The 13,674-nt window shown below is 48.1% G+C and carries 12 protein-coding genes; 7 read left to right on the top strand and 5 right to left on the bottom strand.

What is annotated here, in order from left to right; genetic code table 11:
* Window positions 1–64 precede the first annotated feature (64 nt).
* Window positions 65–457, bottom strand: coding sequence for a PH domain-containing protein (locus tag ABUA47_RS01810; protein ID WP_005825240.1), 393 nt, complete (start codon window positions 455–457; stop codon window positions 65–67).
* A gap of 33 nt (window positions 458–490) precedes the next feature.
* A complete protein-coding gene (locus tag ABUA47_RS01805) occupies window positions 491–865 on the bottom strand; it encodes a helix-turn-helix transcriptional regulator (RefSeq protein WP_005825238.1) in 375 nt (124 codons plus the stop codon).
* A gap of 219 nt (window positions 866–1,084) precedes the next feature.
* On the opposite strand from ABUA47_RS01805, the gene ABUA47_RS01800 reads away from it, so the two are divergent.
* The 5 genes from ABUA47_RS01800 to ABUA47_RS01780 all read left to right on the top strand — a co-directional run bounded on the left by ABUA47_RS01800 (window position 1,085) and on the right by ABUA47_RS01780 (window position 8,632).
* Entirely contained in the window at window positions 1,085–3,004 is a 1,920-nt protein-coding gene (locus ABUA47_RS01800) for a tetratricopeptide repeat protein (RefSeq protein WP_009037522.1), read from the top strand.
* A gap of 76 nt (window positions 3,005–3,080) precedes the next feature.
* Window positions 3,081–4,652, top strand: a complete 1,572-nt coding sequence (gene nadB, locus ABUA47_RS01795; RefSeq protein ID WP_005825234.1) for an L-aspartate oxidase — start codon at window positions 3,081–3,083, stop codon at window positions 4,650–4,652.
* 18 nt (window positions 4,653–4,670) lie between these two features.
* Window positions 4,671–5,942, top strand: a complete 1,272-nt coding sequence (locus ABUA47_RS01790; protein ID WP_008662286.1) for a transglutaminase-like domain-containing protein — start codon at window positions 4,671–4,673, stop codon at window positions 5,940–5,942.
* A gap of 269 nt (window positions 5,943–6,211) precedes the next feature.
* Entirely contained in the window at window positions 6,212–6,418 is a 207-nt protein-coding gene (locus ABUA47_RS01785) for a hypothetical protein (RefSeq protein ID WP_232282133.1), read from the top strand.
* Window positions 6,419–6,448: 30 nt separating this feature from the next.
* Window positions 6,449–8,632 (top strand): DUF3857 domain-containing protein, encoded by a 2,184-nt coding sequence (locus ABUA47_RS01780; protein ID WP_347774193.1) that lies wholly within the window; start codon window positions 6,449–6,451, stop codon window positions 8,630–8,632.
* 293 nt (window positions 8,633–8,925) lie between these two features.
* On the opposite strand, the gene rbr is transcribed toward ABUA47_RS01780, so the two are convergent.
* A complete protein-coding gene (gene rbr / locus ABUA47_RS01775) occupies window positions 8,926–9,504 on the bottom strand; it encodes a rubrerythrin (RefSeq protein WP_005825226.1) in 579 nt (192 codons plus the stop codon).
* 321 nt (window positions 9,505–9,825) lie between these two features.
* Here rbr and ABUA47_RS01770 point away from each other — a divergent pair, with 321 nt between their 5' ends.
* Together ABUA47_RS01770 and ABUA47_RS01765 are read left to right on the top strand one after the other, a co-directional pair.
* Window positions 9,826–11,508, top strand: a complete 1,683-nt coding sequence (locus ABUA47_RS01770) for a SulP family inorganic anion transporter (RefSeq protein WP_035447452.1) — start codon at window positions 9,826–9,828, stop codon at window positions 11,506–11,508.
* 7 nt (window positions 11,509–11,515) lie between these two features.
* Window positions 11,516–12,355: a DNA/RNA non-specific endonuclease gene (locus ABUA47_RS01765; protein ID WP_057259077.1), complete on the top strand. Its 840-nt coding sequence runs from the start codon at window positions 11,516–11,518 to the stop codon at window positions 12,353–12,355.
* 5 nt (window positions 12,356–12,360) lie between these two features.
* Here the strand turns inward: ABUA47_RS01765 and ABUA47_RS01760 are convergent, their stop codons facing one another.
* Complete coding sequence (locus ABUA47_RS01760) at window positions 12,361–12,870, bottom strand: flavin reductase family protein (protein ID WP_009037517.1); 510 nt, start codon at window positions 12,868–12,870, stop codon at window positions 12,361–12,363.
* 10 nt (window positions 12,871–12,880) lie between these two features.
* Window positions 12,881–13,654, bottom strand: coding sequence for a radical SAM protein (locus tag ABUA47_RS01755; protein WP_008662280.1), 774 nt, complete (start codon window positions 13,652–13,654; stop codon window positions 12,881–12,883).
* Window positions 13,655–13,674: the final 20 nt, after the last annotated feature.

The raw sequence follows: 13,674 nt of genomic DNA, 5'->3' as shown, positions 1-13,674 counted from the left end.
CATTACCATGGAAGCGATAACGACAGATTAAAACGGAATTGCATACGTGGGCACACCATATTGCTCATCCTCTCCGTTCCTCCAGTAACCGGATAAACTCCTCCTCCTTGACGGGAAGAAGCACTACACACTTACCCTCGCCATATTTCACGAGCACATAGCGCATCACCGCAAACCGCCCTACCTGCATGGAAGAAGCACGCTCCACAGAAGTGATGTCTTTCATCAGAATTTCCTTACTCCGGGAGAAACGGCCGAAGGACAGCACCAACTTCCCGTCGGGCGTTACGGTATAGGTGGTATGAATCAGCTTCTCGATAATAACCACCAGCCAAAGCATGAAAATAGCAGCCAGGAACGGAGACTTGTACCAAAGCATATAGACGGCGAGAATACCTATCAGGATGAGAAACAGATACTGCCCCATAGCAATGCGCGCATGAAAGATTCGATTCATTTTATCTGATTTTTGCCGCTAAGGTACGTATTTTTATGATAACAACTTCTTCATTAGCATCTCCATTTCTCGAACTTCCGTCACATTCATCTTGCGGCAGACCGAAGCACATAACAATTCTACCCGTTCCGGCGAAAAATAAATCAGTTCTGCAATCTCCTTTACAGACTGTCCAAGAGCTACCAGCATACATATCAGTTCTTCATCCTTATCCACCTCCGGAATAGACTGATAAAGTTTCTCTAAAAAAGAAGGATAATGAAAAATAAAGATTTCACGGAATACAGCCTCACGAGTTCCGGACAACAAAGCCTCCGAAGCATTGGGAGAATCTTCCGAAATCATTTCGCGCAAAGCTCTGGCAATCTCCTGCATATTAAAAGGTGTCACTGTTTTCTTTGTTTTCATTGTATCTTATTTCACCATTATACATATTTACAATCGTTTTATACAAATTTGCAAAATATGCACAACCTAACCATAAGAATACGATATACAATCTGATATACAATTTCATATTATATTTATTATCAAATAATTAACAAGAAACAAAAAACAAGTCTATTGTTGTAAATTTTAAATTAAGAAATTATATCTTTGCCTTACAAAACAAACAGTCCACAAAATATGAATGCCAAAAAACTTTCATTTTTACTTCTGATTCTCGTAGCTGTAGCCTGCACCAACCGCTCCACCTCTTCGGAACAAGACGAAGTGAGGCATTGGAACAATGTCCTTCAACAAATCAATGCCTTACTACTCGAAAACAAAGCGCAACAAACGTTGGATCTTGCCAAACAGACCTTGCCCGAAATCCTGGAATCGGCAGAAAAAAACGGAACTACAGATACCCTGATTTACTATGCCCGCAAGATATTTAATGCCTGCGGGAACAATTACATAAACACCAAACAATACAAAGACGGCATCGACTATATGGACAGCATTGGAAACCATCCCCTCATCCGCGAACATTGCCCACACGAACTGCTGAGCTTCAAGGCCGGACTGAACCAACTGTATGGCAATAACCCGGAAGCTGTCCGACTGGCAGAAGACTACCTCCAGTTACCGGTCTGTACCAGTGCCAATGACTTTATCCGGCAGGCAGAAATCATAAGCGGTGTCTACATGTACTCCGGAAACAATCTACCCAAAGCTATCCAAATTTTGGAAAAAGCAATAGATGTCTACCGGAAAGGTGGAAACTTCCCGAACATGCTGCGGATAATGTCACGGTTGGGCATCTATTACCACCTCAGTGGCGAATACGAGAAAGCTATAGCCACTAACCAAGAAGCCATAGCCACTTACAACGACAGCATAGCACCTGGAAATGTAGTGATTGCCTACGGAGAACAAGCTAATCTCTACGCCGAACTGGGTATGTACGACCAGGCCCTGGAAATGAACAAAAAAGCCCAATACTACTCCATGCTGAAAGACAGCTTCGGACTGGGAGACTTGTACCGCTACCGTGCCCAGATCTTTCGTAACATGAATCAAAAGGACTCTGTATTCCACTACCTCAGGCTGGGAGAAAAGTTGTCAATGATACAAAACAGCTTTAAGGGCGTATTCGTAAACAAAGTAGAAACGGTAAACAGTTATCTGGACTATCCCGACTCTTTGGAAAAAGCACTGCAACTTGCCCTTAGCATCTGTCCCGATACCGTGCGGATGCCCCAATGGGCCAAATACCAACTCAACCTCCACCTAGGCCGGGCCTTACTGCAAACCGGGAAGGAGCAAAACGGCATACACCTGATAGACCGGGCTGCACAAGACCTCATCAACATGAAGTTCATGGAAGGCCGCGATGCCAACGAGATATTAATGGATTACTATCTGGCCAAAGGCATGAACGACGATTTTGCTCGTTGCTACATCCGTAACCGACAGTTTGCCGATTCTCTGGACAATAACGAAAAGAAACGTGCTGTGGCAGCAGCCAACATCCGGTTTGATGCCAACCAAAAAGAGAAAGAAAACAAACTGCTCTCGGCACAAGTGCAATGGCAGCAACAGCAGTTGTTCTACAACATCTGCATCTCCATTACATTACTGTTGCTACTTATCACCACTACAGCCTATTTCATCATCCGAAGGAAGGCCAACCACCAGCTTATAGAAAACAACAAACGGGAAATACAGACCCTCATTACCCGGCAGCAAGACCTGAACCGCCGCAACGAACAACTGACGGAAGAAATAGAACGGGCCATGGCTACCAATAACCTCAACTCCATTCGCCAGCTCACCGTGCAAAGCCTGCTCAGCAGGGAAGATGAGAACACATTCCGCCGGTCGTTTGCCACCATACATCCTTCTTATCTGCCCAAGCTCCGCGAAAGTTATCCTCAACTGACCCGCAACGAAGAATTGCTGGCCATGCTCATCTGCATGAACCAAAGTACCGACGAAATAGCCCTTATCATGGGAATCAACCGGAATAGTGTAAACGTAGTCCGTTCGCGCATGCGCAAGAACATGGAATTGCCCAAAGAAAAATCCCTGGATGAAGTATTGAAACAATACCTTACATAACAAATAAAAATAAGCCCGCTTATTTTGCTCTACGTTTGGTTTACACTATCTTTGCGGCGTTTAATACACAAAACCTATGGTAAGAAAGTTCGATTTTCTCGTTATCGGCTCCGGACTTGCCGGTATGAGTTTTGCGCTGAAAGTAGCGCATAAAGGAACAGTAGCCCTCATTTGTAAGGCAGGTTTGGAAGAGGCAAACACTTATTTTGCACAAGGAGGTATCGCCTCTGTCACCAATCTGGCCGTAGACAATTTTGAAAAGCATATCGAAGATACCATGATTGCGGGTGACTGGATAAGCGACCGTGAAGCCGTAGAGAAGGTGGTGCGCAATGCCCCCGAACAAATCAAGGAGCTTATCAAATGGGGAGTGAACTTCGACAAAAAGGAGGACGGAGAGTTTGACCTGCACAAAGAAGGCGGCCACTCCGAATTCCGCATCCTCCACCATAAGGACAATACGGGTGCAGAGATACAGACCAGCCTCATTGAAGCTGTGAAGCAACACCCCAACATCACCGTACTGACCGACCATTACGCTGTGGAAATCATTACCCAGCATCACCAGGGAATCATCGTTACCCGCCACACCCCCGGCATCAAGTGCTACGGTGCCTATGTGCTGAACGAAGCGACGGGCGAGGTGGATACCTTCCTTTCCAAAGTCACCATCATGGCAACGGGCGGTTGCGAAGCCGTTTACCGCCATACCACCAACCCGCTGGTGGCCACGGGAGACGGCATTGCCATGGTCTACCGTGCCAAGGGAGCAGTGAAAGACATGGAATTCATCCAGTTCCATCCCACAGCCCTTTTCCATCCGGGAGACCGCCCCTCGTTCCTCATCACCGAAGCCATGCGCGGTTATGGCGGCGTGCTGCGTACCAAAGACGGAAAAGAATTCATGCAGAAGTACGACCCGCGACTCTCACTGGCCCCGCGTGACATCGTGGCGCGTGCCATCGACAACGAAATGAAACAGCGCGGTGAGGACCATGTGTATCTGGACGTCACCCACAAAGACCCCGAAGAAACCAAGAAGCACTTCCCTAACATATACAAGAAATGCCTCAGCATCGGTATAGACATTACAAAGGAATACATACCGGTAGCCCCCGCCGCCCATTATCTCTGCGGTGGCATCAAGGTGGATTTGGACGGACAGAGCAGCATCCGCCGCCTGTACGCCATCGGCGAATGTTCGTGCACCGGACTGCATGGCGGCAACCGTCTGGCAAGCAACTCACTGATTGAAGCCGTGGTTTATGCCGACGCGGCAGCCAAACACGCGCTGAGCGTACTGGAACGTTATGACTTCAACGAAGACATTCCCGAATGGAACGACGAAGGTACCATTTCCACCGAAGAACGTGTCCTCATCACACAAAGCATGAAGGAAGTGAACCAGATTATGGAGGCATACGTAGGCATTGTCCGCAGCAATACCCGGTTGACACGTGCATGGAACCGCCTGGACATCCTTTACGAGGAGACAGAAGCACTCTTCAAGCGTAGCAAGGCTACCCGAGAGCTGTGCGAACTACGCAACATGATAAACGTAGGATACCTGATAACAAAGCAAGCCATGGAACGCAAGGAAAGCCGCGGACTGCATTACACGATAGACTATCCGCACGCCAAGAAATAAACATAAATCCTCTCCATCATGAGGAAACAATATTTCTCTTTCATTTTTTTGTATATTTTCTCAAGCTGTCTCTACAGTCAGACGATGGACGACAATATCATCATCAACTGCTGTGAAGACAGCTATGTTTTTAAAGAAGGCCCGGGAAACAACCCCATCGTACAAAACACCCGAAAGACCGAATATGAAGCTTCACGAATGGGAGCTACCGTACAACCTCATATGTTCTATGGCGAATTCATCTCTCTGGACGAAGCCAAAGCTAAGGGAGTACTTGCCCCCAAAGCCATCCACCGCCATGCCACACCGGAAAATGTATTCTTCGACGATACCCGTATCTGCTACTTCAACCTCTCCCTAAGCCGGCAGGGGAAAAAGGCGGCCATACAGTTCAACCGTACCTTCCATGACCTGCGCTACTTTACACACATCTACTTTCCGGAGGAATACTTCATCCGCAAGAAACGTATCACCGTCACCATTCCTGCCGCACTGTCCCGTTTCCGGCTGGTGGAGAAGAACTTCGGTCCCGGCATCCGGTGTGAAAAGAGCGTGAATAAGGAAGGGGATTCCCTTTTTGTCTACACCTTAAAAGGAGTGCCTGCCACCCGAAAGGAAGAAGCTGCTCCCGCAGACAACTGCCTCTATCCCCATCTGCTGGTGACCGGTCCCTTTGCCGATGTACAGGCCATGTACCGCTGGCTGAACGGACTGGCCGAGGTGGACTGCACTCTCCCCCAAGCCGAAATGCTGACGGATGAAATTACTGCCGGATGCACCGATGAACTGGAGAAGATACGCCGCACCTATGCCTACGTACAGCAGAACATACGCTACATCGCCTTTGAAAACGGATTGGCAGGACATCGGCCCGACCGGCCTGCCGAAGTGCTGCGCAAGCGTTACGGCGACTGCAAGGGAATGGCACTCCTGCTGCGCACATTGCTGAAAGCCCAAGGATTCGATGCCCGAATGGCCTATATCGGTACGGACGACATCGCCAGTTCTCCCGACGAAGTGCCGACACTGGCTGCCATCAACCATGCCTTCTGCCTTCTTTTCCATCAAGGGAAAAGATATTGCCTGGATGCCACCTACCGATACCTACCGCCCGAAGACATCCCCCAAGGTATACAAGGCCGAAAAGCACTGGTAGAAAACGGAGACAGCTGCCTGATACTGACTCTTCCCCAGCAGGATGCCTCCGCCTCTACGGACAGTCTCAATTATCACTATCGCTTGATGACGGACAGCAATCCCCCTACCCTGAAAGGCCCGCCACCCGCGTAAGTACGGGCGAATACAAGGAATACCTGCTCAGTCTCTACCATGACACCCCCAAGGAGAAGCAGACAGACCTGCTAAACAATCAGATAAACAATACCGCTGCCGTACAATCGGCCGATGGAGAGTACTGCCTCGAAGCAGACCCGCACGAAGATTTCTTCCACCAGCCCATTGACACCACCCGCCGCAAGCAGGATTACCTACTGCCGTGGAGATGCCGTATTGTACGCGAGGTAACGATTGATATTCCACAAGGATATGCCGTGTCTTATTTGCCTGCAGACTTTCACATTGAAACGAATCAGGGCATCCTCAGTTGCTCCTACCGCGCCGGAGCAGGATATATCCACTTCCGAAAAGTGATGGAGATACGCAGAAAACGTATTCCACTTGCTCTTATCCCTGCTTGGAATGATGCCCTGCGACAATGGAAAAAAGCCTGCAACGAACAGATAGTAATCCGGCAAAGCACCCTTTAAACAAATAATTGAACATAAAACGCCATCACCATGAAAACAACACGTTCTTTCCTACTGCTGCTGATGTTACTTGCCACTTCGGGACTAAATGCCCAAAAGGAAGAAGACAAATATGCTGCGCTCGTAAGCGAAGTGCGCAATGAAGTATGGTCGCTGAACCTGCCCGACTTTAAAAATATGACTGTACCCGAGAAATACAGAAACGAACCCGCCGTTATCCTTGCCGCACACAGCCGTCTGGAGGTAACCCGGAAAACCAAGTTGGACTGGTGGGGAATGGGATTGACCAAACAACAGATAACCTGCCGCAGCATCTACCGCCAAATGGTATACATCAACAGCCAAAGTGCACTGGAAGAGATGTCACAGTTCAGCTTCCTTTCCCAGGAAAAAGAACGCTACACCCGCAATGAACAACAGCGTATACTGGGTGTGCGCATCATCAAACCGGACGGAACAATTCAGGAAACAGACCCGCAGGAGTACATGGAAACCGATGAAGGCGGCCACCCACATAGCCGCAACATCCAAGAGAAATGGAACAAGCTGGCCGTACCCGGACTGGAAATCGGAGACATCATCGACTTGTTCTTCGTACGATACACCATACTGAACAACCAGAATCCCGAACCTTTCGGTTTTTACTTTATGGACAGCTATCCTCTGCTTGCCTATTCCGTCCATTGCGAGATAGACCCGAAGCTGAGCACTTTCTACCGTTGCCTGAACGGAGCAAGGGACTTCGACCATAGCACCGATACCGAAGGAAACCATATCCTCGACTTGCATACCGGAGACTCCGGACGTGTCATTCCCGACTTCTGGTACAACAGTGCCCGGCAAACGCCCATGATTCTGATGTACATCTACAACAGCAAGACACCCTATGCCTGGATGCCGCCCAGCGCCCGCAAGCCGGGACTATATGCCAACCCCAATCCGAAGCTGATGACAGATGACACACGTGCCTCCATGAAGGCTCCCGGCACCAACTGGTCCGGTCTGCGCAGCGGACGGAAAGGCGAAATATCCAAAGCCCTCAAAGCCCGTCAAGCCGAAGGATGGAGCGATAAGAAACTGATGGACTATCTCTACCAATACTGCTATTACCGGTATATGGAAAACGGTGCAGACTATACTCCCGCCAGTTTCATCCTGCTGATGCACGAACTTCTGGAAAAAGCAGGTATTCCCCACCGGACAGGAATCACGACCAAAGATACCCGGGAGCCTCTGGACCAGCTCATCAACTACAGTAATACCACTTGGTTTATCTATCTGGAAGCCAACGGAAAATGCTATACTCCACCGGCCTGCTATGCTGTTCCCGGTGAAGTGCCTGCCAGCCTGCAAGGCGAAGAAGCCATACTGGAAGACAACACATGCCTTACCCTTCCCTCCGCCACCCCCCAAGACAACCGGGATATGGCTACCATAAACGCTTCTATAAGCGGCACCACTCTCCACATCAGCCGCCGGGAAGAGATGAGCGGTGCTCTGAAAGAACACTTCCAACCCTACCTCATTATGGACGAGGACCTTTACAACTCCGTTCGTCGCCAACTGGGTATTACAGCCACCATCTACGACGAAACCAAAGAAAAATTCCATGCCGACCTGCGCGAAAGTTACCGCCGTGAACGGGAGCAGGAGAAAGAGCGTTACCGTAATGAAATCATCGGTTATCATGGCTCGGAAGAAGGACTGGAAACACTCCTCGGCTACCAGCTTTTCAGCATCGGAAACCGGGCAGACAGTGCGGCACTTGCCTATCAAGTGGACTATGTACTGGACGGATACGTAAAGAAAGCGGGTACAAACTTTGTTCTCTCCGTAGGTCGGTTGATAGGGTCACAGCCAGAGCTGAAAGGCGAACAACGCCTGCGCAAGGAGGACATTTATTGGGAGATGCCCCGTTGTTACCAATGGGACATCACAGTCAATCTGCCGGAAGGTTATCGAATTTCTCCCGAAGGCCTGGAAAGACTGAACGTAAAAGTAGAAAACGACTGCGGTGCTTTCATTGTCCAAGCCACCACTGAAGACGGAACATTAAGAATAAAAGCCGAAAAACGCATCAACCACAAGACGGAACCGGTAGCCAACTGGGAGAAACTGCTTGAAATAACCGATGCTGCCAACAGTTATGAAGCACTTTCAATAGTGTTCCAAGCAACCATTAATCCCCCTACATCTCCAACAACCGGCTATTAATCCTTCTCTGCCCGCTGCAGCATCGCCATACACAGCTTGCTGTCGTACTGTACAGCCACTGCAAAACGACTGCATACTTTTTGCAGCGTCACTGCATACCGGTTTGCAGCAGCACTGCAATTGATTTGCAACAGCACTGCAACAGTTTTGCAGTCGCACTGCAATTTGTTTGCAGTGACGCTGCAGCAAATGTGCAGCAATTACAAGCTATATGACTGTCACAGCAAACAAAAAGCCCCGCAGAGCTTGCTTTCGCTCTGCGGGACTTTGTTCTCTCTATGAGGAAATTATCATCAATAGTTTGACTTCTTTACTTCGAAGTAAGCCTGCGGATGCAAGCAAGCCGGGCATACCTGAGGAGCTTCCTTACCGGTGTAGATGAAACCACAGTTGCGGCACTGCCATACCACTTCGCCTTCCTTGGCAAATACGCTGGCAGTCTCTATATTCTGGATAAAAGCGCGATAACGTTCTTCGTGTCCCTTTTCGGCAATGGCGATGTTACGGTACATAAGAGCGATTTCGGGGAAACCTTCTTCGTCTGCAATATCAGCAAACTTAGGATAATCCAATGACCATTCTTCGTGTTCGCCGGCAGCAGCTTCCTGAAGATTTTCCAGGGTAGTGCCGATAACACCTGCAGGATAAGAAGCGGTGATTTCCACCATACCGCCTTCCAGCCACTTGAACATACGTTTAGCGTGTTCCTTTTCCTGGTCAGCCGTTTCTGTGAAAATAGCGGCGATTTGTTCGTAACCTTCTTTCTTGGCTACACTTGCAAAATAAGTGTAACGCATTCTTGCTTGTGATTCACCAGCGAATGAAGTCAGCAGATTCTTCTCAGTCTGAGTTCCTTTAACACTTTTAGCCATAGTCTCTTTTTTTATTAGTTAATATAATTACGTATAAATGTCGTTCGTACTGTTTATAAACAACACAAAATTACGAATTTAGTTTGGAATAATCACACCTCTGCCCCATCGGATTTATTTATCGTCTTATAGAAAGAATCTATCTTCACCGATAACCCGAAGAGGTATTTCAGACATAATTAATAGCACATATCTGATAAGGAAAACAAAATACATCACAGTTGTGTTCACTAATATCCATTATTTTATCTACTTTTGCAGGCAATTTGCAATATATACATTACATTCTGTATAAAAAAACGTATAAAAAAGTAGATTATAATGAAAGCGTTCGGATTCAGACCAAAGCTATACACGGCTTTAAAAAATTACTCTAAAGAACTGTTCATGGCAGACCTGATGGCAGGTATCATTGTAGGTATCGTTGCCCTCCCGCTTGCCATTGCATTCGGTATCGCCTCCGGCGTATCACCGGAGAAAGGTATCATTACGGCTATCATAGCCGGTTTCATCATCTCCCTGATGGGTGGGAGCAAGGTACAGATTGGAGGACCGACCGGTGCGTTCATCGTCATTATCTATGGCATCATCCAGCAATACGGTGAATCGGGGCTTATTGTCGCCACACTGATGGCAGGCGTACTGCTCATCCTGCTGGGAGTTTTCAAGCTGGGAGCTGTCATTAAGTTTATCCCCTATCCCATCATCGTAGGTTTTACAAGCGGTATTGCCGTCACCATCTTCACTACGCAGATTGCCGACATTTTCGGGCTGACGTTCGGAGGAGAGAAAGTTCCGGGAGACTTTGTAGGAAAATGGATGATTTATTTCCGACATTTCGATACCGTAAACTGGTGGAACACGATTGTAAGTATTGTCAGCATCTTCATCATTGCCATTACACCGCGGTTCTCGAAGAAGATTCCGGGGTCACTTATTGCCATCATCGTGGTGACAGTGGCAGTCTGGCTGATGAAAGTATATGGAGGCATTGATTGTATCGATACCATCGGCGACCGTTTCAGCATCCGTGCCGAACTGCCGGATGCCGTGATGCCTGCCCTGGATTGGGAAGCGATAAAGAACTTGTTCCCCGTAGCCATTACAATCGCTGTACTGGGTGCCATCGAATCTTTGCTGTCTGCCACCGTGGCCGATGGTGTGATAGGCGACAAACACGATTCCAACACGGAACTGATAGCACAAGGTGTTGCCAACATGGCTACCCCGCTGTTTGGCGGTATCCCTGCCACCGGAGCCATCGCGCGTACCATGGCAAACATCAACAACGGAGGAAAAACTCCCGTAGCAGGCATGGTGCATGCAGTGGTATTGCTGCTTATCCTACTGTTCCTCATGCCGCTGGCACAGTATATCCCAATGGCTTGCCTGGCGGGTGTACTGGTCATAGTATCCTATAACATGAGTGGTTGGCGTACGTTCAAGGCATTATTGAAGAATCCTAAATCGGATGTCACGGTACTGCTGATTACTTTCTTCCTGACCGTCATCTTCGACCTGACTATTGCCATTGAAGTAGGTCTGGTGATTGCCTGCGTGCTGTTTATGCGCCGCGTCATGGAGACTACCGAAATATCCGTCATCAAAGATGAAATAGACCCGAATGCAGAATCGGACATTGCAAGCAATGACGAGCACCTGATAATCCCCGAGGATGTGGAAGTATATGAAATAAACGGTCCTTACTTCTTCGGCATCGCCACCAAATTCGAAGAAATCATGGCGCGGCTGGGCGACCGCCCCAAAGTGCGCATCATCCGCATGCGTAAAGTTCCGTTCATCGATTCTACCGGTATCCACAACTTGACAAGCCTTTGTGAGATGTCCCAAAAGGAAAAAATAATCATTGTGCTCTCCGGTGTCAATGAAAAGGTACATAAGGTACTGGAAAAATCGGGCTTCTATGAGCTGTTGGGCGAAGAAAATATCTGTCCGAACATAAATGTGGCACTGGAAAGGGCCAAAATGATTATCCAACACTAATCCCGGCATGGCACGAAAAAAAAAGAAACAATCGCAAGGCGTCTATTATCTTATATTGTTTATATGTGCGGTCTGCCTTGCCTATGAACCCGTTGCAAAGATACTTTCGGATGCCAGGCAAAAGAATTCTACGCCTGCCAAGATAGAACTCACAGCAGGCACACGCCTTGAAATACCAGCAAAGCTGAAGAACGTCTCCGAACAGATTCTCCAGCGGAAAGGCTACACAGTATCCTACAACAAGGATTTAAAGATACCCAACTGGGTAGCCTGGGAACTCACTCCCGAAAAACTGGTGGAGCGTGAAAGCCGTACAGACAAGTTCTTGCCCGACCCCGACCTGCCTGAGCACGAGGCAGTAACCACCGATGATTACAAGGGAGCCGGCATGGACCGCGGACATATGTGTCCCGCCGGTGACAACCGCTGGCACTGGAAAGCCATGCAAGAGAGCTTTTACATGACAAACATTTGCCCGCAGAACCACAATCTGAACCGTGGCGACTGGAAAGAACTGGAAGAGTCATGCCGCCGTTGGGCACAAGAAGAAGGCAAGATATACATTGTATGCGGTCCTATTCTCTATGACCAACGTCACCGCACTATCGGCAAGAAGCACAAGATTACAGTGCCCGAAGCATTCTTCAAGGTCGTTCTGTGTGCAGACAGCAATCCCCCCAAAGCCATCGGCTTCATTTATAAGAATGCATCGGGCAATCATCCGTTGGACAGCTACGTCAATACAGTGGACGAAGTGGAACGAATTACAGGTATAGACTTTTTCCCTACCCTTCCGGATGAAATAGAAGAGAAGGTGGAAGCCGAATATGACTTGAAACTGTGGTAAAGGAGTTATTCCTTTACCCAGGCATCTACAATCTCGGCTACATAAACCCGGTGCAATCCGCCGTGGTCACCGCCATACCAACGTTCGTAGACGGAATGGTCGAGGAAGAGTTCTTCTTTCATATCGGTAATGAAAAGCTTGCGGCACTCCAATCCCAGGCGGTCCTGCTCAAAGAGAATGTTTCCCCGTTCGGTAACAATAGGATTCAGCCCAGTTTCCTTTACCTTATCCACTTCCCTACCCGATTTACTGCCACAAAGATTGTAAATGCTCCGATTTTCCTTTCCTAAAAAAGAAAGGGTGAAATATTCGTTCTCCTCCATAAACTCATACGTATAGCGCTCGGAACGTATAAAGACAAACACCACCGGCTTGTTCCAAAGCCAGCCAATACCTCCCCAACTGGCAGTCATGGTGTTGAAATGTTCTTTACTGCCTGCCGTAACCAGCATCCACTCTTTGCCTATCACTTCGAAGAAGTTCTCACTTAAATCTTTAATTGCTATTGATTTCATAAGTATATTATTAATAAGAAACACTTACCGGTATACCCGTTTCACGTATCCGTTCCGCAATGCGATCCAGTTCCTCATGAGTGGCCTTCTGCAAATCATGGTCGGGCGTTTCGCGGTCGATGGTATAAATCATCACTTGGCGGGGAGCAATCTCCTTGACAGCTTCCAGCCAGGGAAGAACAAATTTATCGGATGTATTATCCATATCTTGTCCTTTATAACTTCCTTTGAGAAACATGGTCTGGATAATGCAGTTCCCTTTGAACGCTTTCATCCCTTCTATAATCTCCCGGATGGAGTAATGTCCGGTAGGACGGTCAAGTACACGGATATACTCTTCATCCACCGTATCCAGTTTAAGGATGTTGTTGTCAATCTTGTTCAAAGCCTCGAATACGGCAGGACGATGAATAAAGGTAGAATTGCTCAGTACGCTCACCTTTGCATTCGGAAAATACTTGTCGCGCAAGGCAAGTGTATCTTCTATGATTTCGGGGAAACGGGGATGTGCCGTCGGTTCTCCATTACCGGCAAAAGTCAGAACATCCGGTGTAGGTCCGTTTTGCTGCATGTCCCGCAGGCGGGCTTCAAGGGCCGAACGGACTTTTTCGCGTGTGGGCAGCGGCTGTTTGGGACGATGGTCGGCATTGAAACCACATTCACAGTAAATGCAGTCGAAAGTGCATACTTTGCCGTCTGCCGGCAATAAATTTATTCCCAAAGATACTCCCAGACGGCGAGAATGAACGGGACCGAATATGGGAGACGGATAAATGACAGTCATACTATTTACGATTTGACGAT

Origin of the sequence: Bacteroides sp. RTP31139st1_H2_RTP31139_211217, from assembly GCF_040227615.1 — a bacterium.
Taxonomy (GTDB): Bacteria; Bacteroidota; Bacteroidia; order Bacteroidales; family Bacteroidaceae; genus Bacteroides; species Bacteroides uniformis.
The sequence above is the reverse complement of the archived record's forward strand: the minus strand, read 5'-3'. Positions and strand labels throughout refer to the sequence as shown.